General features: G+C 61.6%; 23 protein-coding genes. 6 read left to right on the top strand and 17 right to left on the bottom strand.

Features of this window, described 5'->3' with window-relative positions; translation table 11 throughout:
- Nucleotides 1–149 precede the first annotated feature (149 nt).
- Nucleotides 150–1,301, top strand: coding sequence for an MFS transporter (locus tag NTD80_RS23315; protein WP_065907177.1), 1,152 nt, complete (start codon nt 150–152; stop codon nt 1,299–1,301).
- A gap of 49 nt (nt 1,302–1,350) precedes the next feature.
- On the opposite strand, the gene NTD80_RS23320 is transcribed toward NTD80_RS23315, so the two are convergent.
- The 15 genes from NTD80_RS23320 to NTD80_RS23390 all read right to left on the bottom strand — a co-directional run bounded on the left by NTD80_RS23320 (nt 1,351) and on the right by NTD80_RS23390 (nt 16,118).
- A complete protein-coding gene (locus tag NTD80_RS23320; protein WP_262135160.1) occupies nt 1,351–2,253 on the bottom strand; it encodes a hypothetical protein in 903 nt (300 codons plus the stop codon).
- Nucleotides 2,254–2,456: 203 nt separating this feature from the next.
- Nucleotides 2,457–2,855 carry a type III secretion protein gene (locus NTD80_RS23325; RefSeq protein WP_262135162.1) on the bottom strand — a complete coding sequence of 133 codons (399 nt, stop codon included), beginning with the start codon at nt 2,853–2,855 and terminating at the stop codon, nt 2,457–2,459.
- A gap of 59 nt (nt 2,856–2,914) precedes the next feature.
- The gene (locus tag NTD80_RS23330; RefSeq protein ID WP_262135163.1) at nt 2,915–3,346 is read right to left on the bottom strand and encodes a hypothetical protein; all 432 of its coding nucleotides are present in this window, start codon (nt 3,344–3,346) and stop codon (nt 2,915–2,917) included.
- A 760-nt stretch (nt 3,347–4,106) separates the two neighbouring features.
- Nucleotides 4,107–6,512 (bottom strand): TonB-dependent siderophore receptor, encoded by a 2,406-nt coding sequence (locus NTD80_RS23335; RefSeq protein WP_120448062.1) that lies wholly within the window; start codon nt 6,510–6,512, stop codon nt 4,107–4,109.
- Between the two features lie 97 nt (nt 6,513–6,609).
- The gene (locus tag NTD80_RS23340) at nt 6,610–7,584 is read right to left on the bottom strand and encodes a FecR family protein (RefSeq protein ID WP_262135193.1); all 975 of its coding nucleotides are present in this window, start codon (nt 7,582–7,584) and stop codon (nt 6,610–6,612) included.
- A 31-nt stretch (nt 7,585–7,615) separates the two neighbouring features.
- The gene (locus NTD80_RS23345; RefSeq protein WP_213553557.1) at nt 7,616–8,116 is read right to left on the bottom strand and encodes a sigma-70 family RNA polymerase sigma factor; all 501 of its coding nucleotides are present in this window, start codon (nt 8,114–8,116) and stop codon (nt 7,616–7,618) included.
- An 84-nt stretch (nt 8,117–8,200) separates the two neighbouring features.
- The gene (locus tag NTD80_RS23350) at nt 8,201–8,845 is read right to left on the bottom strand and encodes a CGNR zinc finger domain-containing protein (protein ID WP_201143900.1); all 645 of its coding nucleotides are present in this window, start codon (nt 8,843–8,845) and stop codon (nt 8,201–8,203) included.
- A 96-nt stretch (nt 8,846–8,941) separates the two neighbouring features.
- Nucleotides 8,942–9,556 carry an adenylyl-sulfate kinase gene (gene cysC / locus NTD80_RS23355; RefSeq protein WP_262135164.1) on the bottom strand — a complete coding sequence of 205 codons (615 nt, stop codon included), beginning with the start codon at nt 9,554–9,556 and terminating at the stop codon, nt 8,942–8,944.
- Nucleotides 9,553–10,782 (bottom strand): MFS transporter, encoded by a 1,230-nt coding sequence (locus tag NTD80_RS23360; RefSeq protein ID WP_262135165.1) that lies wholly within the window; start codon nt 10,780–10,782, stop codon nt 9,553–9,555. The genes cysC and NTD80_RS23360 overlap by 4 nt, the downstream gene beginning before the upstream one ends.
- A gap of 10 nt (nt 10,783–10,792) precedes the next feature.
- Nucleotides 10,793–11,563 carry a class I SAM-dependent methyltransferase gene (locus tag NTD80_RS23365; RefSeq protein WP_065907189.1) on the bottom strand — a complete coding sequence of 257 codons (771 nt, stop codon included), beginning with the start codon at nt 11,561–11,563 and terminating at the stop codon, nt 10,793–10,795.
- 7 nt (nt 11,564–11,570) lie between these two features.
- On the bottom strand, nt 11,571–12,707 hold the full coding sequence (locus NTD80_RS23370) for a hypothetical protein (protein WP_262135166.1): 1,137 nt from the start codon (nt 12,705–12,707) through the stop codon (nt 11,571–11,573).
- A complete protein-coding gene (locus NTD80_RS23375) occupies nt 12,704–13,429 on the bottom strand; it encodes an SDR family NAD(P)-dependent oxidoreductase (RefSeq protein ID WP_262135167.1) in 726 nt (241 codons plus the stop codon). Before NTD80_RS23375 ends, NTD80_RS23370 begins: the two co-directional genes overlap by 4 nt.
- Nucleotides 13,430–13,439: 10 nt before the next feature.
- Nucleotides 13,440–14,168: a sulfotransferase family protein gene (locus tag NTD80_RS23380; RefSeq protein ID WP_262135168.1), complete on the bottom strand. Its 729-nt coding sequence runs from the start codon at nt 14,166–14,168 to the stop codon at nt 13,440–13,442.
- Nucleotides 14,165–15,241 (bottom strand): transaldolase family protein, encoded by a 1,077-nt coding sequence (locus NTD80_RS23385; RefSeq protein ID WP_410017431.1) that lies wholly within the window; start codon nt 15,239–15,241, stop codon nt 14,165–14,167. Before NTD80_RS23385 ends, NTD80_RS23380 begins: the two co-directional genes overlap by 4 nt.
- 169 nt (nt 15,242–15,410) lie before the next feature.
- Nucleotides 15,411–16,118, bottom strand: coding sequence for an HAD family hydrolase (locus tag NTD80_RS23390; RefSeq protein ID WP_065907202.1), 708 nt, complete (start codon nt 16,116–16,118; stop codon nt 15,411–15,413).
- Nucleotides 16,119–16,372: 254 nt separating this feature from the next.
- On the opposite strand from NTD80_RS23390, the gene NTD80_RS23395 reads away from it, so the two are divergent.
- The 4 genes from NTD80_RS23395 (at nt 16,373) to NTD80_RS23410 (ending at nt 20,494) form a co-directional block, all read left to right on the top strand.
- Nucleotides 16,373–17,173, top strand: a complete 801-nt coding sequence (locus NTD80_RS23395; RefSeq protein WP_065907205.1) for a glucose 1-dehydrogenase — start codon at nt 16,373–16,375, stop codon at nt 17,171–17,173.
- Entirely contained in the window at nt 17,166–18,992 is a 1,827-nt protein-coding gene (locus NTD80_RS23400; RefSeq protein WP_262135170.1) for a glycoside hydrolase family 15 protein, read from the top strand. The genes NTD80_RS23395 and NTD80_RS23400 overlap by 8 nt, the downstream gene beginning before the upstream one ends.
- A 48-nt stretch (nt 18,993–19,040) precedes the next feature.
- A complete protein-coding gene (locus NTD80_RS23405; RefSeq protein ID WP_065907210.1) occupies nt 19,041–19,514 on the top strand; it encodes a cysteine hydrolase family protein in 474 nt (157 codons plus the stop codon).
- Nucleotides 19,515–19,597: 83 nt separating this feature from the next.
- Complete coding sequence (locus NTD80_RS23410) at nt 19,598–20,494, top strand: alpha/beta fold hydrolase (protein WP_262135171.1); 897 nt, start codon at nt 19,598–19,600, stop codon at nt 20,492–20,494.
- Here the strand turns inward: NTD80_RS23410 and NTD80_RS23415 are convergent.
- Nucleotides 20,491–22,701, bottom strand: a complete 2,211-nt coding sequence (locus tag NTD80_RS23415) for an ATP-binding protein (RefSeq protein ID WP_262135172.1) — start codon at nt 22,699–22,701, stop codon at nt 20,491–20,493. The two genes, NTD80_RS23410 and NTD80_RS23415, sit on opposite strands and share 4 nt — an antisense overlap.
- 110 nt (nt 22,702–22,811) lie before the next feature.
- On the bottom strand, nt 22,812–23,780 hold the full coding sequence (locus tag NTD80_RS23420; protein ID WP_262135173.1) for a GlxA family transcriptional regulator: 969 nt from the start codon (nt 23,778–23,780) through the stop codon (nt 22,812–22,814).
- 91 nt (nt 23,781–23,871) lie between these two features.
- Here NTD80_RS23420 and inhA point away from each other — a divergent pair, with 91 nt between their 5' ends.
- Entirely contained in the window at nt 23,872–24,552 is a 681-nt protein-coding gene (gene inhA / locus NTD80_RS23425) for an isonitrile hydratase (RefSeq protein WP_262135174.1), read from the top strand.
- The last annotated feature ends 53 nt before the right edge of the window (nt 24,553–24,605 follow it).

Genomic DNA, 24,605 nt, shown 5'->3' on the forward strand with positions numbered 1-24,605 from the left:
GTGGTTACCCACCTTGATTGCGTTCCGCGACTGTAAAAAGAAAATTCCCAACCGCCCATCCCAACGGAACCCGGCTCGCGCCTCAAGGCCTGATGTGCAACGATGTCACGCCGGACATCGTTCGTTGAACGCAAAACCAAGGATTTTTCATGACTGCCATCCCCACCTCAGCGCCCGTGGTTCCCGGGCGACTGGAGCAAATGTCGACCCGTATCGCCTTCTTCATCGCCGGTTTCGGTATCGCCGCCTGGGCCCCCCTGGTGCCGTATGCCAAGGCGCGCGCGCAACTGAGCGAAGGCACGCTGGGGCTGTTGCTGTTGTGCCTGGGGGTGGGCTCGATCATCGCCATGCCGGCAGCGGGTGCACTGGCGTCGCGCTTTGGCTGCCGGCGGGTGCTGACAGCCGGCACGATCATGATCTGCCTGGCCCTGCCGATGCTGGCCACGGTCACTTCGATTCCGTTGTTGATGGCTGGCTTGTTCCTGTTCGGTGCCGGCCTGGGCACGGTAGATTCCACGGTCAACCTGCAGGCGGTGATTGTCGAGCGAGCCAGCGGAAAAACCATGATGTCGGGGTTTCACGGGTTGTTCAGCCTGGGAGGGATCGTCGGTGCGGCCGGTGTCGCCGGGTTGCTCGGGCTCGGCCTGTCACCCTTGCAGGCGACCTGGGTGGTGATCGCGGTGATGGTGGTGGCCCTGCTCAAGGCCGGCCCACACCTGTTGCCCTATGGCAGTGAAAGCTCAGGGCCGGCCTTTGCGGTTCCCCATGGCGTGGTGCTGTTTATCGGCTGCCTGTGTTTTATCGTGTTTCTGGCCGAGGGCGCGGTGCTCGACTGGAGCGCGGTGTTCCTCAGCGCCGAGCGCGACCTGGATGAAGCCTACGCCGGCCTGGGCTACGCGGCTTTCGCCTTGACCATGACGGCTGGACGCTTGACCGGGGACGCCATCGTGCGGCGCCTGGGCGCGACCTGGGTGATCGTGGCCGGTGGCGCGCTGGCGGCGGCCGGTATCTTTATCGCCACGCTGTCCCCCGCCTGGGAAATGGCGTTGCTGGGCTACGCCCTTGTCGGCGCCGGGTGTTCAAATATCGTTCCGGTGCTCTACACCGCGGTCGGCAAGCAGAACGTCATGCCAGAGCACATTGCCGTGCCGGCCATTACCACCCTCGGATATGCCGGTATTCTGACCGGGCCTGCCGTGATCGGATTCATTGCGCATGGCAGCAGCCTGGCAACGGCCTTCCTGTTGATCGGAGGATTGCTGGTCGTGGTGGCGGTCAGCGGCAAAATACTGCGGGTATGAAGGAAGAAAACATGAGCTTCCCGAGTCACTCAGGAAGCCCATGCATGATTTACCTGCCCCTCTCTTCCTTGTCGTTTTTCAACCAGCGATCGAGGCTGTAGTTCTTCAACCAGCCATCATCGTTATGGCTGCCGAAGATGTTGGTTCCGTTGGCCTTGGTGCTGTCCAGCGAGGCCAACAGTCCTGGTCGTTCGACCAGGTTTTTGGCCATATACACTTGCTGCTCGCTGTATTTCTTCTTCGGAAACCCGGTGGCCATGTCCCGCACCACCTGACCATTCTTGTCGATTTCGTCAGGGTCCTTGCTCATCTCGATGAGCGTATCTTTCTTCACATACCGGTGCTTCTCGAAAAAAAAGGTGCGGTCCTCCGACGTGTCCCGCAGATCATCAAACATGCCCCTGAATGCCTCTACTACCTGTGCGTCGGTTTTCGCATGGAAGGGGTCGAGGCTCTGGGTGTTGGGGTTGGTATTGCCAATAATCAAGCTGGTGGCTTTTTCGAGGCTGTCCAGGGTGATTTCACCGCCCTTGCCAACAATGCCCTCTCCCAGTCGCGGGCGATTGAGTATCTCCCGGGCCAGCATGATTGTCCGTTCGTGGACCTTACTCTCGCCGGGTTGTTCTTTAGCTATGTCCGTCAATGAGCTCAGGGTCAGGCGACCATCTTTCTTGAAATCACCCAACATCGAATAAACGTTACTCAGTTGGGTCGCCAACAGGTGGTCGTCCGAGCTGACATAAGGGTTCCCCGCGCTCGACATGCCGCCGTAGAGGTTTTGGCCGTCGAAATGCCGCTGGGCACCGTTCGCGAACTTACTATCGTAAGGTTGTGCAGTGGGCAGCGATTGGCCCAGCGCCCGCGCGTCTACCCCAGGTCGGGCGTGGCCATTCCCCGTCGGTATATTCACCCCGGGCAAGAAGCCCCCTGGATTATTGATACTGAAACTCATAGCTCATCTCCAGCATAGTTAGATTCCGTGGACCGGCCTCTGGTTGTTCGATCGGTGAAAACACCTCGAAATCAACAGCCAGCGATTGAGTGGTCGGCGGAAAACAGTGGTTCCGGAGAAATGCCAAATCGACCCGAGTAAAACTTGAGTGTTTGTAACGGTCGGGAAGGAGCCGTCGAATGGTCGTCAGTCAACCCGGCCGATCAACTGGCTTTCTGCTTGCGCCACCAAGCGGCCAGGCCATTGAGCAGGCCGGTGTTTTTCAGCGAGGAGGAATCGGCATGGGCGCGCTTTTCCTCTACCTGCATGCCCCTGGAAAAATCATCCGCGACGGGTGCCTGGAATTTGCGCTGGTCGACAAAGGCTTTCATCCGCTGGGTTTCGACCGCGTGTGTAGTCGATGCAATGAAGGGATCGCGCGATGCGGCATCCCTTTCTGCCCCCGTCAGCGCCTCTGCAGGCGGGGTATGAAAAAGCTCTTGGCAGCTGGGCTGGGGAGAACGAAACGAGGTTGATGTCATTGGCGAGCCCTCACTGTGAATCTGAAAGCGACCGGCCTGATTGAAACCGGTAGCTACAACCTGTGTGGCAAATGGGTGCAAACAGTTCCTGAAACAATTGAACCAGGCACCGCATCCGGCGTGCGGCGCCTGGACGTGGGTCAGCGGGATAGATAACGCAGCATGGCCTGGCTGATACGGTTACCGGAGCTCGCCAGGTTGAGCGCATTGGTACGCTTGAACATTTCCTGGGCCAACTGGATGAGGTGATCCTTGGGAGAGTCACCGGTAAGGCTCTGGCCAGCCAGTTTTCGCAGATCGCTGACGGTCAGGTCGCGCCCACCGTACCGGCCCTTCAGGTCGTTGTAGTGTTCAAGCATTTCACCGAACAGTTCTTTGTCAGTCTTGAACTGGAAGTAGTTGGTTCCATTGATGACAGCGTTCAGGCTGGTCCGGTCGATCAGCCCATCGAGTGCACCGGTGGAGCCATGACGATCAAGCGCACTCATCAGCTCAGGACGCCGTAACAGCTCATTGGCCAGGCGAATGTTCTCGTTCACGGCCGGGTTGGGCGACCAACCTTTTTTTGCCATCGCCTGAATACTGTCCCTGCTGACATACCCGGGGTTCCTGGGGTCCCTGAAGGCGTTGAAGTTGGCACTCAACTGTTTAGCCAAATCTTCACGACTCTTTAACGAGTACTGGGGGTCCGGAAAGCCGGGCACGGTAGGAAAAGGCCTGGGTGGCGGATTACTGATGACCGGCATCGGGCGTGGCGGTGGATTGCTCCAACCAGGATGCGGCCTCGGTGGTGGGTTGCTCCAGCCTGGATGCAGGGGTGGACGATGCCCGCCAAACCATTGGCCCACCCAATGCTTGATCTGGCCCAAGGCGCTCGACGTCGCCAGTGCGCCGCCGTGGCGACTCGAGTCTGCCGCAGACGTCGTTGCAGCGCTGGCCGACTGAGGCGCGCCGAATACCGGTCCGGCATGGGTTTCCCGAGACTGGAAGCTGACGCTAGCAGCGCTTTGCCCCATGAAGGTTGGCGCGGCAGGCGCCGGGCCACGGGCTTTGGCCTGGGGGCTGGACTTGGCCTGAGAAAGTTCAGGGCCTGATGAAGCAGGTGTGGGTTTATCGAGCATCGATACCGACATAGGTTCCTCCGTTACGGTGGGCGCGATTTTCAGCCTGTCGCTCCAACCACAATGTCGAAGCCCATCAGCTAGCCCATGTGTGGCGCTGTGTCGGAATTGGTTCCTGAGTGAGCAGCAACATGCGCTGTGTCGGTGTAGGAAAAACAGGCAAAAAAAATCGCAGCCTCAGGGAGCTGCGATTTTCCTCCACCGATGCGGATCAGAAGCCGACGCTGGCTTGCACAAAGAACGTACGTGGTTCGCCCAGGTACAACCCGGAGTTGTTATCACTGGAACGGGTGTAGTGCTGCTGGTCGAAAACGTTCTTCACGCCGACGCCCAGTTTGAGGTTCGACAATTGCTCGCCGAAGTCATAACCACTGCGCACGTTGACCGAGACATAACCTGGGATATCACCGTACTGGCCGTCCGCCGTGCCCTGGGTGATATAGGTACTGGTGGTCCCCGGTGCGCGCTGCCCGGACTGGGCGTACACATCCAGGTTGTGGGTCCAGTGGTTGATGTCGTAGCGCAGGCCGAGGGTCGCCACTTCACGGGAGTACAGCGGCAGGTCGCGGCCCTTGAACGGCACGTCACCTTCCGAGGTGGCTTTGGTGTAGGTGAAGCCGGCGTTGGCGGTCAGGCCGTCGAGGCGCGGGTCGAGGTTCGACAGATCATAGTGGGCCGAAGCTTCGATACCGGTGTGCTTGGTGGCACCCAGGTTGGTCCAGCCCACGTCGTTGCTGACGTATTGCAGCTCATCCGAGAAGTCGATGTAGAAGAACGTCAGCTCGCCGCCCCACACGTTGTCGTTGTAGCGCGTCCCCACCTCGTAGGTCTTGGCCTTTTCCGGGTTCAGGCCGTTGGCGGTCTGGTCGCCCGTGCCGCCCTGGCCCAACTGGAAGTATTGCAGGCTGCCGAACGAGGTTTCGTAGTTGGCGAACAGTTTCCAGGCATCGGACACGTGGTACATCACGCTCAGGGCCGGCAACGGCTCGTTGTTGTTAACCTCGCGGCGCTTTTCCGCCACCGCCTCGCCCTTGAGCCCGACCACCGGCCGGTCGTGCCATTCGGTACGAATGTCTTCAAAGCGAATGCCCGGGGTGATGGTCCACTTGCCGATATCGATTTTGTTGTCGATATAGAAAGCATTGGCCTCGGTGCCACCGGTGCGATCCTGATAGACGTGGCCATCGTTGAAGCCGACCGGCGTCGGTACGTTGTCGACCAGTTTCAGGCTGGTCGCCTGCTCGTGCATGCCTTCCTTGAGGTAGCGATAACCCAGGCTGACTTCCTGGGTGCTCGGGCCCACGTCGAACACATGAGACACCCGCGGCTCGATGCCAAAGGTGTAGTAGGTGCGCGGGTAGGAGCCGATGCTTCCCAGGTCGCGGTTGGCGATGTTGCTGCCACGGAAACTGTCCGAATAGTAAGTGAGGACTTCGGCCTGGGTACGGTCATCGATCTGGCGGATGTACTTGAAGGACACGTCCTTGCGGCGGCCGCTGAAGTTGTCCCAGTCACGTACCGATTGATACGGGTTGGCGTCGAACTGCTTCTGGGTCAGGCCGCCGGGCATATCGGCGCTGGCGTCGTAGTAGTGGAAGTTCAGCGAGAAGTCGTCTTGATCGGTCGGCGCCCAGTGGGTCTTGAAGATCACGTCGTCGATGTCATTGGAGTTGTTGCTGTTGCGATAGCCGTTGCCATTCACCCCGGAATACAGCAATGCCACGCCGATGCCATTGTCGGCGGTGCCACCGATGAAGGCGTTATCGATGTGTTTCCAGCCGCCATGGGCGGACGTTTGCAGGGTGCTGCCGACTTCCCCGGAGAATTTCTCGGGGATCGCGCGGGTCACGAAGTTGATCACGCCGCCGACGTTCTGCGGCCCATAACGTACGGAGCCGGCGCCGCGCACCACGTCGATGCTGTCCAGGTTGCCGGCGGAAATCGGCGCCATCGACAGCTGCGGCTGGCCATAGGGCGCGAACGCCGCCGGTACGCCGTCGATCAGCACCGTGGAGCGCGGCGACAGGCGCGACGTCAGGCCACGTACACCGACGTTGAGCGAAATATCACTGCCGCCGGTGCCGTTGGATTCCTGCACCTGCACGCCGGGCACGCGGCGCAACACGTCACCGACGTTCATCGCGCCCTGCTCGACCATGGCTTCGCGGCGGATCACCGTGCGCGCGCCGGGGTGGTTCTGCACCACTTCGGCGTTGGCATCGCCGAGCCAGTCACCGACCACCTTGATGTCGGTGGCGCCCAGTTCCAGCGGCGAGCCGGCTTCACCAGTGCCGCTGTTCAACGGGCGCAAGGTCACGGAACCGGCGTCGATCTGGTAGTCCAGGCCGCTGCCTTGCAACAATTGGCGCAAGGCTTGTTCAGGGGAAAGATTGCCGTCGACCGCCGGAGCCTGCTTGCCGGCGACCATGTCCGGGCTGAAAAACACTTGCAGGGACGTCTGCTGGCCCAGTTGGCTCAGCGCTGCGCCCAGGGGCTGGGCCTGGATGTGGATGCCCTCGGCGGCGTAGGCGGCCGGCAGCGCGGCGCTGACAGCAAGCGCCAGCGCGAGTGGCGCCCAGCGAGAGATTTTATTGTTGTTCACGGCAAGTTTTTTCACGTCGAACCTAGTCCTGTGATCGCAAAAGTACGCGGCTGTTAATGCAAACCAGTTGCAGTTGCAGGAGAAGACGAAGAACTCGGAAAAAACCTGAATGTCAGCGTGAAATAATTTCCTGGCTGCCGTCCGGCAAGGTGCGCAAGGCCACCGGCAGGATATGTGGCAAGGCCTTGAGCAAGGCGTCGGTGTCGTTGGACTTGAACACACTGGTCAGGCGCAGGTTGCCGATTGCCGGTGTGCTGACCCGCAGTGGCTGCTCGCGATAACGCGAGACTTCGCGTACGACTTCGCCCAGCGGCGCGTTGTTGAACACCAGCTTGCCCGTACGCCAGGCTGTCAGCTCCTCGGCGTTCACCGCGTAGGCCGTTGCCACCTGTCCCTTGCGGTCGACATGCGTACCCAGGCCCGCCGTCAGTGTCACCACGGTGTCTGCAGCCTGCCCTTGCACCTTCACGGTGCCGGCCTCGACCGCTACGCGGGTCTGGTCGTCATCGCGACGCACATCGAACCGCGTGCCGGTGACCGTCACCTGCCCTGCCCCGGCGGCCACCACAAAGGGCCGGCTGGTGTCGTGCTCGACGCTGAACATTGCCTCGCCCTGCTTGAGCTCCACGCCACGCCGGCCTTTTTCAAAGTGCACGGCGACGATGCTGCGGCTGTTGAGGTCCATCACGGAACCATCCGGCAAGGCCACCTGGCGATGCTCACCCAGGCGGGTGCTGAACTCGGCAGTGTAGGGTTTTGGATGATCGAGGCCGCTGAACAGCCCCAGCCCCACGGCCACGGCGACCACACTGGCTGCCACCGCATAACGCAACACGGCGCGGCGCTTGGGGCGCTCGGCGGGTGCTTCGCACAATGCCTGCAGGCGCGCCCTGGGCAGCAAGTCGGTGGCGCTCCACAATCCCTGCAGCACATCGAACTCGTATTGATGCTCGGCGCGCTCATTGCGCCAGGCGTCGAACCGTTGGCGCTCTTCAGGGCTCAGGTCAGCGTCTTGAAGACGTACGAACCATTGCGCAGCTGCATCGCGAGCCTCCTCACTGCCGCAGGCACGTTCAACGTTATCCATCATGGAAGGTCCTGTAAAAAGCGGGCGTGGGTCATGGGGCCATCGCGTCCAGGCGGTCACGCAAATGCCGCAGGGTGCGGATCATATACTTTTCCACCATGTTTTTAGACAAACCCAGGCGTTCGGCGATTTCCTGCTGGGTCAGGCCCTCGATTTTCTGCCAGATGAAAATCTTGCGGCAGTTGAGGGGCAGCTCGGCCAAGGCCCGTTCTATGGAGTCCGCCAACTGGATCGCGTGCATGAAATGCTCCGGGTCGCCGCTGTGGGGCGAGCTCTGATCACAGGTTTGCAGGGTCATGGCTTCGCGACGGTCTTCGCGCCGATAAGCGTCCACTGCAATATTGCGCGCGGTCTGGTGCAGGTAGGCGCGCGGTTGCTCGACCTCGGAAGATTTTGACTCAAGCACCCGCACAAAGGTGTCATGGGCCAGGTCTTCGGCCTGCTGACGGTTTCTCAGGCGGCGCGTCCACGTCCCGACCAACTCTTCGTAGTGTTCGAAAAAGCCTGTTCTGCGGGGCGGCTGAGGGATCATCGCGGGAGCACTGGGGAGGCGGGGCGTGAATAGTAATGCTTCCTATTAAGTCGAGCAATTGCTACCCGTCGCCCGTGGCACTCGCTATGGCTGGCTGGCCACCTGCCTGAGACGGCTAAGCTTCTCCCGGCTGCCGCAGACGCTCATCTGGCACCACTTGCGCAGTTTATTCTTGGAGATGTCCAGGAACACCCAATCGCAGTCGGTGGCCGTGCAACTCCTCAATGCCTGAAGATCACCGGACACCAGCATTTGCGTGGCCTCGATGGCAAGGCGGCCCAACACCATGGTGGTGAGTTCCTGCGCGGTGGTGCAGGGTTTCCACTCCCAGGCAGGCTTGCCGTCCACCGAGCGCAGCAGTCGCCAGGCAACGCCCTGCTGGAATGCCAGGTTGATCTGCTGCAATGGCGCATCGGGCGCGGCCTGTTGCAATGACAACGGATAGAACACGGCGTACAGGCACTCCCTGAACGCGATGATCGCGTCCAGGTCGGGCTGATAGGAAATTGGCGACTCAAACACCATGGGCTTGTAGTCATCGAACTCTTGCGCCGAGATCAACGAGGCATGGAGCGCCCATTCGAAGAAGAACTGAAAACTGGTCAGCCGCTCTTCGGTCACCTTGAGGGTGGTGCCGGGACGCCGGCCATTGGTGGTATTGATAAAGTCCAACACCCGGGCCCCGCCAATCAGACGGATCGATTTTGCAGTGCCCGTAAAATGCGTCATGTCTGCTCCTTAGAAAACGCGGTCTTGCGGCGATGCCGCAGATTACCTTGTTTTCTGAAAAGGCTGACAGTGTGATACCGACGCAAAGACCAACGGCTACTTGCGCGCGTCGTTACGTGCGACCCAATCGAGGATCGCCTCGACGGACTGCTCGACCGACAGCGCCTGGGTATTCAAGTGGACTTCCGGAAAGATCGGCAGGTCATACCGCGAATCAATACCGGTGAAGTTCTTGATCAGCCCGGCGCGGGCCTTTTTATACAGACCCTTGGGGTCACGTTGTTCGGCGGTTTCCAACGGCGCATCCACATGCACTTCCACAAACGACTCATTGCCGATGATCGAGCGCGCGTAGTGCCGGCTGGCCGCCGACGGCGAGATCAGCGCGACGATCACGATCAGCCCCGCCTCCAGCATCAGCCGCGCCACTTCGGCGACGCGCCGGATGTTCTCTTCGCGGTCGTTGTCGGTAAATCCCAGGTCCCGGCACAGCCCGCCTCGCACGGAGTCGCCGTCCACGATGCAGGTAAATCGCCCCTGGGCCTGCAGGGCAATGTCCAGTGCATCGGCAATGGTCGACTTGCCGGAGGCAGAGATGCCGGTCATCCAGATGACCAACGGCCTTTGCTTCATGCGCGGGTGTTCGGCGCGTAGATGGCTGAACGCAAACGCATGCAGGTTCTGGCCTGGACCTTGCGCAACATAGCTCATGGCTGCTCTCCCGCCGTCATCGAAACAGGTTGTTTACCCAACATGAACACCATCAGGCATTGCGCGAACAACAAGAGCGCAACCACCCAATAGACGCTTGAGAACGACCCCGTCAGGTCCTTGGAAAACCCGCCGAGGAAGTTACCGCACACGCCCCCCAGGCCGATCAGGACATTGGCGATGCCAAAGGCCTGGGTCAGGCGGCTGACCGGGACGATTTGCCCGATGTAACTGGGGACAAGCCCGAAGATCGGGTAGAACGCCAAAGCGAACAAAAAGGCCGCGAGGTAGAACAGTGGAAGGCTGTTGAAACTGAACACCAGGGTGGCGGCAAGCCCCGCGCTCAAAAAGCACATCGCCAGGGATGCCCGCACGCCGACCTTGTCGGCGATCCACCCGACCAGAAACCCCGACGCCATGCCCACGGCACCGATGGTGGTCCAGATAAACCCGGCATCCTGCACCGACACACCCAGCTCATCGCGAAGAAAAGGCGCCAGGTATGTCTGGAACGGCAACAGTGCCATGCCGTTGAGAAAAGCGATGGCCCAGGTCAGGTACAGCGAACGACTCAGCCAGGGCCGATCCCCGCCTGCCACTGCCGAGTGCTCCCCGGAAAAGCCGACATCCTGGCTCGCCCCCAGGTTACGCAAGAGAAACCAGGCCACCAGGCACAACGCTACGGAAATCAGGCCGGCGGTGAGCCAGATCGAACGCCAACCGCCGTTCAAGGTGAGAAACGAGACCAGCAATCCATTGATAAACACCCCATAGCTGGTGCCGCTGGAAATCAGCCCCATGACCCGCGAGCGATTCCCCGGGCTGAAGCCCTTGGTGACGATCTCGGCCAACGGGATATACACCGAGGCGGAACAGCCACCGAGCAGAATCAGCAGCGCGCCGGACAGCCAGATGTTGTCGCTGATGCTCAAGCCCAGCAGCGCCAGGGAGGTCATCACGGTGGACACCAGGCTGATTTTCCAGCCCTCGAAAAACCGGCTGATATAGCTGGTGACCGAGGAAAACAGCAGGAAGCCGACCTGCGCGCCGCCGGTGATCACGCCGACCGTGGTGTAGTCGAAGCCGATGTCCCGGCGCATGTCCACCACGAGGTTGGCGAACAGGTAGACGCCAAACCCATAGGTGCTGGCCACGAAGCCGGTCAACACCACCGCCAGCACCACACTGTCGAGGGTGCGGGGGTTGCTCTGTACGAGTGTACTCATGCTCTGACCCTCAGACGGCGCGCGCGGTGTGGATGACAAAGTCACAGGTCATCATGTCGTAGTCACGCTGGAAATCACCGTAGCTCTCATGCGCGCCAAACCCGGACGCAAGCACCTCGGTGGCCAACTTGCCCGGCAACAACGGATACACCTTCAAGCGATACTGTTCGGTCTCATCGAAGGTGTAGATGAACTCACACAGGTGTTGATCGACGTGCCCCAGGGTCACGCAGGCGTTGGTGCCGCAATAGTAGTAATTGCCGCTCGCCTTGAAGTTGCCCGCGCGAATCGCGAAGAAATTGCGCTGATCCACAATCAGCAGGCCGCCCGGCTTGAGGAGTGCCCTGAACTTCTCCAGCACCCGCAATCGATCATGGGCTTCAAAGACGTGGCACAGCGAACTGCCCAGGCACACCACCGCGTCGAACTTGCCCAGCACGGTAGGATCCAGCGCGAGCCAATCCATGTAGTGCGATTCAATCTCCAGGCCGCGTTGCCGGAAGTTTTCCCGCGCCTTGGTCAGCATGGTGCTGCTGCCGTCCGTGGCCACTACCTCAAACCCTGCTTCCTTGAGCTGGACCGCGTGGAAGCCGCTGCCCGTCGATACATCGATCACCGAGCGCACACCATGCTGGCGCAACAGTTCTTCAAAAAAGCCGCTCTCCCCGGCCTTTCGTTTTTCCCAATCGATCAACTCGTCCCAACGCTCCACGAAGTCTGCGGAGTATTGCGTGGCATAACTGGCGACTTCGCTGTGTTTGCGCCCTGACATCTGATTCATCACACACCTACCAAGTTGAATTTTTGAAGGCCAGGTACTTGCTCGCCAATTCCCGGGCAAAGTCGGCGGACTGCTCGATGGACATGGTTGGCTTGGAGTACCCCAGCAGCGCCTGCATGACGGCCATGCATTGCGGGTTGTAGGTGACCGATCCGTCACAGTGGATTTCGTCGATGCCATCCTGGCCCTGGCAGATACTATTGATGCGCACCGCCTCGTCCTGGGGGCAGGCCTCGCTGAACTGCACGTCGATCCGCCCCTCGTGCAGCTTCACCGGATAGCCACCCGGCAGCCCAAGCGGGCCCGGTGCATGCGCCCACACCGGCGTGGGGGAAAACAGGCCCTCGATGACGGTGACCGCAGAGCAGGCCGTCAGGAACTGCCCATCGATCCCGCCCAGGCGGCGGAACTCGGATTTCACCGTGGAGAAGATCTCTGCGTCTGACAGGTGCGTCACTGGCGGCCGGTCGCGCACCTCGTATAACAAGCGGTAGCTGGCACGCGGCGGCAACCCACCGCGCGGCACGTAGTGGCTGAAGTAGTGCTGGGTATACAACTGCACCTGCACGTCCGCGGGCGCGCACTCGAGCAACCGTGCGATGGAAAGCTGCGTGGCCGGGATCAGGTTGGCCACGTTGCCTACGCCGATATCCGGCGCCAGGCCGACCCTGGCCAGAATCGGATTGACGGCATCGGGGAAGGCCGCATTCACGGTCCTGGCCGAGATGCCGGAGGCTTTTACCGCCTGCATCAGGCAATGCATCAACGTCAGGTGCATGGGCAACCAGGGACCGAATTGCGCCTGGTCGAGCTGCTCGAACGACAACCTCGGCAAGCCGGTAATCACCCGCCACGATTGCAACGACGCGCAGTTCACCAGCATGTCCGGCGCTTCTTCACGCAGCACTCGCGTCATCTTGGGGATGTCCGTCAGGTCGGCGATCACCGGCTTGATTGCGATGTACTGGCCCAACTGGGCGCAGGACAGCGCCACCAGGTTGCACAGCCGGACAGTCGACTCTTCGTTGCGCCCCAGCACCACAAATTCGAAGGCGTTTTTTGGCCCGAGAATCTTCAGGATCTGCAGGCACAGGTTGCCGGCGCCCACCAGCAGCAGTTTTTTCTTGCGCAAGGACTGGCTCACCGTGGGTAGGCTCCGTTGTCCACGGGGATGACCTTGCCGGTCATGTGCCGGAAGCCCTCACCGATCAGCAGCAAAATCACCTCGGCCACGCCGCTGGGCAGGATAGGATCCTTGAGGATCTCCTGGCGTGCGTACTCCACACGGCGGTACTCGGGGATGGTGTCGTAGATCGCGGTCTCATGGATCAGCGCCGGCGAGACCGCGTTGACCCGCACAAACGGCGCGAAATTCCAGGCATTGGCCTTGGTCAGGCCAATGACCGCGGCCTTGGTCGCACCGTAGAGTGCGTCACAGCTGCCGACCTCACCCGCTACCGAGGAAATATTGACGATGGCGCGCGGGGCCTCGTGCTTCATCTCGCGCTCGGCAAAATCCTTGGACAGATAGACCAGCGCCTTGAGGTTCACATTGAGGATTTCCTCGATCTGCTCATCGGAATAGGCGTAGACGCTTTTGCCGTGGTAGATCCCGGCGTTATTGACCAGCCCGTAGATCGTTGTATGGCGCTCATACAGCGCGGGGATAAACCCCTTGATAACGGCGGGGTCGGAGAAGTCGGCAACGTGAGTCTCCAGGACCTCGCGGCCATGAAGCCCCTGCAGCCGTTCCAGGCCTTGTCGATCCTTGTCGGCCGCAATAACGAAGTAACCGTCCTTAATCGCCTGTTCGACAGTCGCCCGGCCGATGCCATTGGCCGCGCCGGTAATAATCAACTTCTTCATACCACAATCCTTATTGGCAAAATTCATTCATGCGCGCATAAAACGTGCGGTGGTATTCGTACAATTCCCGCAACTTTGGAAATTGATCGAGTACTGTCATATCAATCTGTTGTTTAGCCGGTGAAATAATCCGCTCACTATTTTCTGCCGCCACGTGCCAACTTCTCCAGGTTTTCCACTGGGGCGGACATTCACGTTTCCACGTCATGGCGTGAGGCAGGAATTCAATCTCCAGGTAATCACATAGTTTGCGTATTACCCGTTCCGGCTCAGCCGCCAGATCATCGGCATTGATCACATAGGGCACTGTGCCGGTCAATTTGGTGACCACGCAAAAGATGTCATATAACGCTTTATGCCCAATGGCCTGGACAGGCATATCGGGATGAACCCGATGATGGGAAATAATGCTGCTGGCCGGTTCACGAATAAGAAAGATGTTGGCTTGTTGTGCAAGAAACCCAAGATCAACTTTCAAGTCATCCAGGCAGTGGTAGCACATGTCTTTATGAAACACATTGCTGCGCTCTTTGGCCGCCAGCAGGTGCTCTTTGATGCCTTCGTACGTGGTGGGCAAACTGTGGTCCCATTCATCCGAGGGGATCGCCGACGCCTCGGTAAACGCCATGTGCGCAAAGGGCTCGTGGAACACTTCAAAATCTCCACGCTCGATGAACACCCGTTCCAGCACGGTGGAGCGCGAACGTGGGTGGGCCCACAACCCGATCATCTTGTTCATGCGATCACCCCGAATTCGGCAGCGAGCAGCGCGGTGAGCGACCGCTTGAACGGCTTCGCCACCGGGCAGAGTCGCACGCAGTAATCGGCCAGCCGCCGGTGCGCGCTGTTGGCCTCGTTGCAGGCGTTGATAAACGCCTCATGGTTGCCGAAGTCGTACGCCTCGATGCTGTCGATGAAATAGGCTTCGCAGAAATACGGAATCCGGATCAGCTTGGCGAAGATCGACGCCGGCGGCGTCAACGGCTGCGTCGCCGGGACAACCGGCTTGCCGTGGCTCTCACGTTCGATCAGGAACTCCACCACGTCCGGCGTCAGCGTGTAGCAGGTCGCCTTCAGCCCGGTTTTTTCCAGGTGCCAGCAGTGCTTGTTGCCGCGCTCGTCGACATCGATCTTGATGCTGGACAACAGGGTCTTGACCGGCACCGTCGACGCCGCGACCAGCGCCTGGATCTGCTCGTAGACCATCAGTTCGGCCCAACGCAGTTCCTCCGGGCTCAACGCCAGGCCGCGCTCCGCCGCCTGCAACGCAAATTCCGGCTGACAGGCAAAACGTCCGATCATGAAGGTAATCACGTGCCGGCAATGACGGGTGTCGATACCGTGACTGCGTGCGGTCGCCATGCCCCGCTCGATGGCCTGCAGGCCGGCCTGGAACTGCGAGACCGTGAAGCAGAAGGTGATATTCACCGAGCCGCCCCGGGCCACCAGGTATTCGACGGTGGCCATGCCCTCCAGGCTGCCGGGCACCTTGACCATCACGTTCGGCGCCAGCTGCTGCAGCTCCAGCCCGCGGGTCGTCATGCGTTCGATACAACGCACATCCACCGGGTCGACCTGCGCGCACATCCAGCCTTCAACCTGGCCCGACTGCACCCAGAGCGCCTGGAGCGCTGCGGCGCCCTCGGCGATCACTTCGTTGTAGAGCTTCTTGCGCAACTCTGCGGGCGACAGGCTCGCCAGGTTGAAGCGCGACGACCAATACTCGCGCTTGTCGAGAATCGCTGCGGTCACCAGCCGGGGGTTGGTGGTCACACTGCTGAAGCCGCTGCCCTGCGAGAATTCATCGGGCATCACCTGCTCGATATGCGCAATCGCCGCCGGGTACTTGTCCAGCAAGTGACTTTTAAAAGGCGCGTACACCACCGGCGATGAATCCCACCACACTTCTGAACCGGGGTCATTGGCCTTAAGCCGTTCTCTATAACCGTGTACGCTCACAACGCCTCCTCCCTGAGTAAGGTCAATGATTAATAAGGGACAACACTTCACGCATATCGGAAAACGGTAATGCCCCGGCCGCTGCCAACTGTGCGTGGCGACTGGGCGGGCCAAACCCCAGCACTTTTATATGTGCTGCCATCGCCGCCTGGACGCCGGTGACACTGTCTTCAACTACCCAGGCGTCAGCGGTGTCAATGTTGTAAGTTGCACAGGCGGTTAAAAACACCAGGGGATCGGGTTTCCAACGCCCCAACTCATAACAACTGAATATCCGCCCCTCGAAGTAAGGCAACAGCCCGGTAATGCGCAGGCAATGTTCTATCTTGTTGCGCGGCGCACTCGACGCTACGCAATAAGGCACCGTCAAGGACTGCAGGACTTCAACCATTCCATCAGTGGCTTTCAAGTTGAGTGTCAGTGCCGCCAGGGCCTGGTGTCGAAAGTGTGCTTCGAACTGACTGTCCAACTCGATATTTAATAACCCTTGCGCTTCGCGCAAACACTCCGCGATGCGACGACCGCGGAAGCGCTCGATATACGTTTCTTCATCCAGTTTGAAACTGCCCGTTACTTGGGCATTCAGCAGGGTAATCAACACAGACAGGGTGATTTCTTCACTGTGAACTAAGACACCGTCGCAATCGAAGATAATCAACTTGGGAGCGCGTAATAACGCGGCCCGTTTTTCCTGCTCTGGTAGTTCCCCTATAACGGCCGACAGGCACATACATTTCTCTTATAGGTGGCCCCGCGATGACATCCGAACTACCAACGGAGCGGGTTGAGGTGTGCCTATAAGACACGCGACAAAAAATCCTGTCAAACGCTTTTGAGCGGTTTTTTAGTATCTTATGGTTATTTCTTATTATTCTTTTATTCCATTTCTCACCATGGTTGTAGTCGCTAAAATCACACGGATGAACTTCCGTTGCGCGACGTCAGTCAGCTACTTGAACTCACGAATTTAAGGTCGGGTGGGCAATGCACATCTCGTTGGAGCAACAAGTGGCACTGGTGACAGGCGCCAGTTCCGGAATCGGCGCCGGCGCGGCCAAGGCGTTGGCCCAGGCAGGCGCCGCCGTCGTGCTCAATTACAACGCCCAGGCCGCACCGGCCGAAGCCCTGGCGGCCCAGATCAATGCAGAAGGCGGCCGGGCGATTGCCATTGGCGCCGATGTGTCCAAAGAGGCCGACGTAGAACGTTTATTCGCCCAGACCCTCGAGGCCTTCGGTCACCTCGACATCCTGGTGGCCAATTCCGGTATGCAAAAGGACGCCAACCTGGTCGACATGAGCCTGGACGACTGGAACAGCGTGATCGGCGTCAACCTCACCGGGCAGTTCCTGTGTGCACGCGCGGCCGTGCGTATCTTCAATCGCCAGGGCCTGCGTGAAGGCGTGTCGCGGGCAGCCGGCAAAATCATCCACATGAGTTCGGTGCACCAGCTCATCCCCTGGGCCGGGCATGTGAATTACGCGGCGTCCAAGGGCGGCGTGGAAATGTTGATGCGCACTCTCGCCCAGGAAGTCAGCGAACAGCGCATCCGCATCAACGGCATTGCGCCCGGCGCGATCCGCACCGCGATCAACCGCGCCGCCACTGAAGGCGCGGCAGCGAAGGAGCTGCTGAAGCTGATTCCCTACGGCCGTATCGGCGATGTGGAGGACGTAGCCAACGCCGTGGTGTGGCTGGCCAGTGATGCCTCCGACTATGTAGTGGGCAGCACTTTGTTTATTGACGGCGGCATGAGCCTTTATCCGGAGTTTCGTGGCAATGGTTGATTTGAATGACGAGCAACAAAGCGCCATCGATGCCCACGGCATCATTGGCGACATGCGCAGTGCCGCCCTGGTGAATGACAAAGGCAGCATCGATTTCTTCTGCTGGCCGGAATTCGACAGCCCGTCGATCTTCTGCTCATTGCTGGACACCCCCGGTGCCGGGATTTTCCAACTCACCCCCGACCTGCCCAACGCGCGACGCGAGCAGATCTACCTGCCTGATACCAATGTGCTGCAAACCCGCTGGCTCAGCGACGAAGCCGTGGTCGAAGTCACCGACCTGCTGACCATCAGCGAAGAAATCGACGACCTGCCCCTGCTGATCCGCCGCGTGCGTGTGGTCAGCGGCAAGGCCACCCTCCACCTGCGTTGCTCCGTGCGCCATGATTACGCGCGCGCGTCCACCCACGCCGCCCTCGATAACGGCACCGTGTGTTTCACCGCCGATGGCCAGCCGGGCCTGCGCCTGGCCGGCAGCCACCCGCTGCAGATCGAAAACGACGCCGCCGTGGCGCACTTTGAGCTGGGCCAGGAAGAAGGCGCCGAGTTCGTGCTCGGCGGCCAGGACGATGAGCGCGTGGACAGCGGCTGCACTGACCTTGCACTGGCCCATACCTTGAAGTTCTGGCGCGGCTGGATCGCGCAGTCGAACTATCGCGGGCGCTGGCGCGAGATGGTCAACCGCTCGGCCCTGGCGCTCAAGCTGCTGACCTCGCGCAAACACGGCGCAATCATTGCCGCCGCGACCTTCGGGCTGCCGGAAACCCCAGGCGGCGAGCGCAATTGGGACTACCGCTACACCTGGATCCGCGACGCCTCGTTCACCGTCTACGCCTTCATGCGCCTGGGCTTTGTCGAAGAAGCCAACGCCTATATGCGTTGGCTCAAAGGCCGGGTCAGCGACTGTTGCGGCCAGCCGACCAAGATCAATATCCTCTACGGCATCGACGGTCGCCAGGAGCTGCCCGAAACCCAGCTGGAGCATTTGAGCGGCCACGGTGGCGCCAAACCGGTGCGCATCGGCAATGAAGCGGTCGACCAGATCCAGCTGGATATCTACGGCGAACTGATGGACGCGGTGTACCTGGTCAACAAGTACGGCGAGGCCATCTCCCACGAGGGCTGGAAACACACGGTGGAAGTCACCGATCAGGTCTGCGAAATCTGGAACCGCAAAGACGTGGGCATCTGGGAGATGCGCGGCGAGCAGCATCACTTCCTGCATTCGCGGCTGATGTGCTGGGTGGCCCTGGACCGGGCGATCCGCCTGGCGTCCAAGCGCTCGCTGCCGGCGCCGTTTGCACGCTGGGACCAGACGCGCCAGGCCATCTACGCCGACATCTGGAGCAACTTCTGGAACGAGGAGCGCGGACACTTCGTGCAGCACATCGGCAGCACGGCGCTCGACGGCTCGATGCTGCTGATGCCGCTGGTGCGCTTCGTTGCCGCCACCGACCCGCGCTGGCTCTCGACCCTGGAAGCCATCCAGAAAAGCCTGGTGCGCGATGGCATGGTCTACCGCTACCGCAACGACGACAGCCAGATCGACGGCCTGCAAGGCACCGAAGGCGCGTTTGCCGCCTGCTCGTTCTGGTACGTCGAATGCCTGGCCCGCGCCGGGCAAGTGGAGAAGGCCCACCTGGAGTTCGAGCAACTGCTGCGCTACGCCAACCCGCTGGGGTTGTACGCCGAAGAGTTCGACAGCCAGGCCCACCACCTCGGCAATACACCCCAGGCCTTGAGCCATCTGGCGTTGATCAGCGCGGCCACCTTCCTGGACCGCAAGCTCAGCGGCGAGAAGACCACCTGGCAACCCTGAGGTGGGCTGTGCACAATGGGGCGCCCCTCGACCCGTCACGGGAGCCCCATGCGCCAGGTACTGCTGATCATCGATGTGCAACCTTCCTTCAACCCTCCCGAGTGGCTGGTGGACGGCATCAATGCCCTGCTCGGGCGGTTGCCGTCAGTGGCCACCGTGGAGCGCCATGACGAAAGCATCACGCCCTTCACCCGCCAGCTCGGCTGGCAACCGGCACCGGATGACCCCAGCCTGATCGCGGCAGATCGCGTCTTCATCAAGCACGGCTATGCACCGACACCCGAAACCATCGCCTACCTGAAAAGCCTCGCTCCCGAGCGCGTGCTGGTGTGCGGCATCCAGACCGACACCTGCGTACTGGCGGCGGGGTTTGCGTTGTTCGATGCCGGGCTGCAGCCGACCTTGATCAGCGACTTGACGGTCGGCTCGTCGCTGGATCGCTCGGGCAAGCTGGGCGTGGATCTGTGGCGGCACCACTTCAAACAGGTGCGCAGCAGCGCCGAGCTGGACCTGGACAAGTAACCCCACTGCCTTCAGGCGCGCCCTATCCCGTCACGCCCGTGGACTACAGTTGCAACACCGCTGACCAACCGACAGGAGCCCCCATGACCGCACTGCTCTATATACGTACCTCCATGCTCGACGTGGCTTATGAAGCCCATGGCCCCGCCGACGGTACCCCGGTGATCCTGCTGCATGGCTTTCCCTACGACCCGCGCGGCTACGACGCGATCGCGCCGGTGCTGGCCGCGCGCGGGTGTCGGGTGCTGGTGCCGTACCTGCGCGGTTATGGCCCGACGCGGTTTATCAATGAACAAGTGCTGCGCTCCGGGCAACAGGCGGCGCTGGCCAAGGACTTGCTCGAGTTCATGGACGCGTTGTCGATCCCGCAGGCCACGCTTGCCGGATATGACTGGGGTGGCCGCGCCGCGTGTATTGTCGCGGCGCTGTGGCCGCAGCGGGTGCGCGGGTTGGTGACCGGGGACGGCTACAACATCCAGGACATCGCCAAGTCGCTCAAGCCGCGCTCGCCCGTGACGGAGCATCGGTTGTGGTACCAGTTCTACTTTCATACCCAGCGCGGCGTGGATGGGCTGACTGCCAATCGCGCGCAGTTGTGCAAGTTGCTCTGGTCACTGTGGTCGCCGTCCTGGGCCGAGGGGCCGAGCCTGTATGACCAGACGGCGCCGTCGTTCGACAATCCGGACTTTGTCGAGGTGGTGATTCACTCCTATCGCCATCGCTTCATGTACGCACCCGGCGACCCGGCGTTGGAGCCCATCGAAGTGGCCCTGGCCCTGCAACCGCCGATTTCGGTGCCGAGCATTTCGCTGTGTGGCGCCGATGATGGCGTGGGACCACCGCCGGAAGAGGACGACGATGTGGAGCACTTCAGCGGCTTTTACCGGCGCGAAGTGTTGCCCGGCGTCGGCCACAATATTCCCCAGGAAGCCCCGCAGGCGACTCTGGCAGCGATCATTGAGTTGCTCGACCGACGCTAGGGCGCAGCCGCAAGCCGGAAGCTGAAGACGCTGCCCTGCCCCGCCACGCTTTCCGCCCACAGCGTGCCGCCATGGGCCTGGATGATCCCGTGGGAAATGTACAAGCCCAGGCCGCTGCCGGTGGGGTTGCCCTCGCGGGACGTCCAGTAGCGTTCGAAGATGTAAGGCAGTTGCGCCGCGCCGATGCCCGCGCCGTTGTCGCAGACGCGAAACAGCACGTGATCATCCGCCGCCTGGGCGAGCACCTCGATTGCGCCGCCCAGGCCGGTGAATTTCAGGGCATTGCCGAGCAGGTTGGAAAACACCTGGAACAGTCGCTCCGGGTCGGCCTCGACGCGCAGCCCTGGCTGGGCCTGCCAGGTCAGATTGACGCCCTTGGCCGCCGCCAGCGGCTGCCACATCAGGCCCAGTTGCTCCAGGGTCGTCACCACATCCAGCGGTTGCGGGGCCACCCGGTAACGCCCGGCCTCGATGCGCGAAATATCAATCAGGTCTTCGAGCAAAGTGTTCATGCGCGAGGTGGCGTTCTGCATGGTTTCAATCGCGCTGGTCAAGCGCAGGCTGGCCTTGGTGTCGTCGACGGGCACCAGCTTGCGCATCATGCCGCACTGCATCAGCAGAATGGTCAGCGGGCTGCGCAGGTCGTGGGAGACCACCGCCACCAACTCATCCCGCGCGCGCACGGCGGCGTGTTCGCGCTGTACCTGGCGCGCCAGGTCATGTTCCAGGGCGTGGCGGCGCAGGCTTTCCACCGCCAGCAACTCCGAGGGCGACCATTGCAGCGCCTTGCCGTCGACCTGCTGCTTCCATCGCTCAAACGACAGGCGCGGGCTCAATGTGGTCGTGCCCGCTTCGCGCGATTTGATCGGCTCGCCGCTCCAGTGCACGGTGGTCTGGACCTCGGGGCGGAACCACATCACCGCGTTGTCCACCGGCTTTGGCAGGCGAAAAGCCAACAGGCCGCTGGCGATGGCTTGATAGGCCACCGCCGGCGGGAACTCCGCGCCCAATTGATGGCTGCAGACCACGCCCTTGCCCTGCGCCTGGAGCCACGGATACAAGGCGCGGATCTCTTCCTCGGTGGGGCACACGCCAAACCGGTGCAGCCGCGCCTCCACCAGAATCGCAAGCCCATCGGCGGCCGTCAGGTTGAGCAAGATCTGCGCGTGCGGGCGCAGGCTCTCCATCACGTCACAGGTCTGCAGCGCCATGGCAGTCGCCAGCGCATCGATCATGCTGGTTTTTTCCTGCTGCTGGCGGCGGGCCTCCTGCTCCTGGAGCAAGGTGATCTGCATCGACAGCAACTGGCCAATGCTGGTGCAGGCGGTGCGCAACTCATGGGGCACGCGCAGGGGCTCGCGGTGGCCGCAGGTGATCAGGCCCCAGAGCTGGTCGTCCTTGAGCAGGGAAATGCTCATCGACGAACGCACGCCCATGTTTTTCAGGTAATGGCAGTGCACCGGCGAGACACTGCGCAGCACCGCGAAACTGAGGTCCAGCGCCTGGCCGGTGTCGGGGCGCAGGGCCGGCAGGATCGGCACTGGCGTGTAGGCGGCATCGGGAATCACGCGAATCCAGTTCAGCCGGTACAGTTCACGCGCCTGGGGCGGGATATCCGACGCCGGAAAACACAGGCCCAGGTACGGCGGCATGCCGTCACTGAGGGACTCGCCGATCACCTTGCCGTGGCCCTCCTGCTCGAAGCGGTACAGGGTGACGCGGTCATAGCCGGTGAGTGCGCGGATCTCGGTGACGCAGATCTGGTACAGCCCATCGAGGCTCTTCGCCGACTGCAGGCGACGCAGGGCACGGGCGACATGCAGCGCGGCGGCATGCCGGGGTGTCACGGCGCGCTCCAGTTCGAGAAACAGCACGCCCTGGTGCCGGTGCAGCAAGGCGTCAAAAAGATCACCGTTGAGCGTCACTGGGTGCAGCTCGTCTTCATCCGTATCCAGGTCGACCAGCGCCAGGCGCACCTGGGCTAACGCGTCTGCGCCGATCAGGCTGCCCAGCGCCTGGCCGCACAACGACTCGCCGCCAAGGCCCAACACGGTATTGACGTTGGCGCTCGCCTGCAGCACCACCAGCGTCGGCTCACTGAGGGTCAGCAGCAACCCGTGGGGCTGGATCGAGCCGGGAATGTGAATAGGCTCGCTCGCGCAGTCGTCCGACAGGGGGACGGCGCCGATCACAGGCAATGGCTTCATGAGCAGCGTCACGCCGGGGGGGCGGAGGAAACAGCGGTGCAGCGGCGGGTGCTCACTGCGCAAGGTAGTCAGCCAACATAGCACCTTGGTACAGATGTGTACGTTTTCGTTCAAGCCGGATCGTAGAACCGCTCACGGTAGGCCTGGGGCGTGACTTGCAGGGCGCGCAAAAAGCTGCGGCGCAGCGTCTCTTCACAGCCAAAACCGCAGTGCACGGCGATGCGCTTGATCGATGCGGTGCTGTCGGCCAGTTGCCGGCGTGCGGTTTCAACCCGGATCAACTCGACGGCGCGCGCGGGCGTCTGGCCAGTTTCGGCGCGGTAGTGACGCACGAAACTGCGCTCGCTCATACCCGCCTGGGCGGCGAGCGTCGCGATGTTGAGGTCGAGGGTGAGGTTGTCGGCGATCCAGGCGTGCAGCTCGGCAAAGCGGCTGCCGGCTTTTTGCAGCGACAGGGTCACGCTGAACTGCGATTGGCCGCCGGGGCGCTTGAGGAACACCACCAGGTGCCGCGCCACTTCCAGGGCCACGGCGCGGCCCAGGTCTTCCTCGACCAGGGCCAGGCACAAGTCGATGCCGGCCGTCACACCGGCGGACGTCCACACTGAGCCTTGCTGGATAAAGATCGGGTTGGACTCCACCGTCAGCGCGGGAAACTTGCGCGCCAGTTCCTCGCAGCGGGTCCAGTGGGTAGCGACGCGGCAACCGTCGAGCAAGCCGCTCGCGGCCAGCAGGAAAGCCCCGGTGCACACCGACGTCATGCGCCGGGTATGACGGGATTTTTCACGCACCCACTGCACCAGCACGGCGTCTTCGGCGACGCCATACACGCCCCAGCCACCGGCGATCACCAAGGTGTCGCAAGGTGCGTCGACAGCGGGCAGCGGCTGCGCCACCAACGCCAGGCCCGCCGAGGTCATGACCGGTTCTGCCTGGTCGGCGATCACGCTGACGGCGTACGGCAACGGCAAGCCGCGTTGGCGCGCCAGGTCATTGGCCGAGGCGAACACCTGCAACGGCCCGGTCACGTCGAGGACCTGAGCGTTATCGAAAGCGAGGACGTGGATGATTCTGGGCATGATTGGCGTGATTGGTGGGTTCAATGGCGTATTCGCCAAAGCCTAGGCCTCTAGAGTGAAGTCGTCCACCCCCTTTAGCGGAGCTTCATTCATGACCTTGCAGATTGGCTTTCTGTTGTTCCCCGGCATCCAGCAACTGGACCTGACCGGCCCTTATGACGTGCTGGGCTCGCTGCCGGAGGTGAAACTGCACCTGATATGGAAGGACCTCGCGCCGGTCACGTCCAGCACCGGCCTGGTGTTCACCCCGACCATGACTTATGCCGACTGCCCTGCCCTGGATGTGATTTGCGTGCCCGGCGGTTCCGGCGTGGGCGCATTGATGGAAGACCCGTCCACCCTGGACTTCCTCAAGGCCCAGGCGCACACCGCGCGCTACGTGACCTCGGTGTGCACCGGCTCGCTGGTGCTCGGCGCAGCGGGTTTGCTGCGCGGGCGCAAGGCCACGACTCACTGGGCCTACCACGACCTGCTCGCCCCGCTTGGCGCGATCCCGGTCCAGGCGCGTGTCGTGCGCGACGGCAACCTGTTCACCGGTGGCGGAATCACCGCCGGTATCGACTTCGCCCTGACCCTGGCGGCCGAGCTGTACAGCGAAGCGGCGGCGCAGCTGGTGCAACTGCAGATCGAATACGCGCCGGCGCCGCCGTTTGATTCGGGCAGCCCCGACACCGCCCCGAAGCACGTCCTGGAAGAAGCCCACAAACGCACCGCCGAGTCGCGCAAGACCCGCGCAGAAATCGTCGCACGGGCGGCGGCACGGTTGGGCTGAGGTTGAGCCTGGGAAGCTGGCGGTACCTGTGGCGAGCTTGCTCGCCACAACAG

The sequence above is a fragment of the Pseudomonas sp. 13B_2.1_Bac1 genome, assembly GCF_025466155.1.
Classification (GTDB): Bacteria; Pseudomonadota; Gammaproteobacteria; order Pseudomonadales; family Pseudomonadaceae; genus Aquipseudomonas; species Aquipseudomonas aylmerensis.

Coding starts and splice junctions, on each gene's coding strand:
- NTD80_RS23395 (WP_065907205.1), top strand. CDS start 16,373: ATGCACATCTCGTTGGAGCAACAAGTGGCACTGGTGACAGGCGCCAGT.
- NTD80_RS23415 (WP_262135172.1), bottom strand. CDS start 22,701: ATGAAGCCATTGCCTGTGATCGGCGCCGTCCCCCTGTCGGACGACTGC.
- NTD80_RS23380 (WP_262135168.1), bottom strand. CDS start 14,168: ATGAACAAGATGATCGGGTTGTGGGCCCACCCACGTTCGCGCTCCACC.
- NTD80_RS23385 (WP_410017431.1), bottom strand. CDS start 15,241: ATGCCCGATGAATTCTCGCAGGGCAGCGGCTTCAGCAGTGTGACCACC.
- NTD80_RS23375 (WP_262135167.1), bottom strand. CDS start 13,429: ATGAAGAAGTTGATTATTACCGGCGCGGCCAATGGCATCGGCCGGGCG.
- NTD80_RS23365 (WP_065907189.1), bottom strand. CDS start 11,563: ATGAATCAGATGTCAGGGCGCAAACACAGCGAAGTCGCCAGTTATGCC.
- NTD80_RS23345 (WP_213553557.1), bottom strand. CDS start 8,116: ATGATCCCTCAGCCGCCCCGCAGAACAGGCTTTTTCGAACACTACGAA.
- cysC (WP_262135164.1), bottom strand. CDS start 9,556: ATGAGCTATGTTGCGCAAGGTCCAGGCCAGAACCTGCATGCGTTTGCG.
- NTD80_RS23390 (WP_065907202.1), bottom strand. CDS start 16,118: ATGTGCCTGTCGGCCGTTATAGGGGAACTACCAGAGCAGGAAAAACGG.
- NTD80_RS23330 (WP_262135163.1), bottom strand. CDS start 3,346: ATGGCAAAAAAAGGTTGGTCGCCCAACCCGGCCGTGAACGAGAACATT.
- NTD80_RS23360 (WP_262135165.1), bottom strand. CDS start 10,782: ATGAGTACACTCGTACAGAGCAACCCCCGCACCCTCGACAGTGTGGTG.
- NTD80_RS23410 (WP_262135171.1), top strand. CDS start 19,598: ATGACCGCACTGCTCTATATACGTACCTCCATGCTCGACGTGGCTTAT.
- NTD80_RS23315 (WP_065907177.1), top strand. CDS start 150: ATGACTGCCATCCCCACCTCAGCGCCCGTGGTTCCCGGGCGACTGGAG.
- NTD80_RS23405 (WP_065907210.1), top strand. CDS start 19,041: ATGCGCCAGGTACTGCTGATCATCGATGTGCAACCTTCCTTCAACCCT.
- NTD80_RS23400 (WP_262135170.1), top strand. CDS start 17,166: ATGGTTGATTTGAATGACGAGCAACAAAGCGCCATCGATGCCCACGGC.
- NTD80_RS23340 (WP_262135193.1), bottom strand. CDS start 7,584: ATGGATAACGTTGAACGTGCCTGCGGCAGTGAGGAGGCTCGCGATGCA.
- NTD80_RS23350 (WP_201143900.1), bottom strand. CDS start 8,845: ATGACGCATTTTACGGGCACTGCAAAATCGATCCGTCTGATTGGCGGG.
- inhA (WP_262135174.1), top strand. CDS start 23,872: ATGACCTTGCAGATTGGCTTTCTGTTGTTCCCCGGCATCCAGCAACTG.
- NTD80_RS23320 (WP_262135160.1), bottom strand. CDS start 2,253: ATGAGTTTCAGTATCAATAATCCAGGGGGCTTCTTGCCCGGGGTGAAT.
- NTD80_RS23420 (WP_262135173.1), bottom strand. CDS start 23,780: ATGCCCAGAATCATCCACGTCCTCGCTTTCGATAACGCTCAGGTCCTC.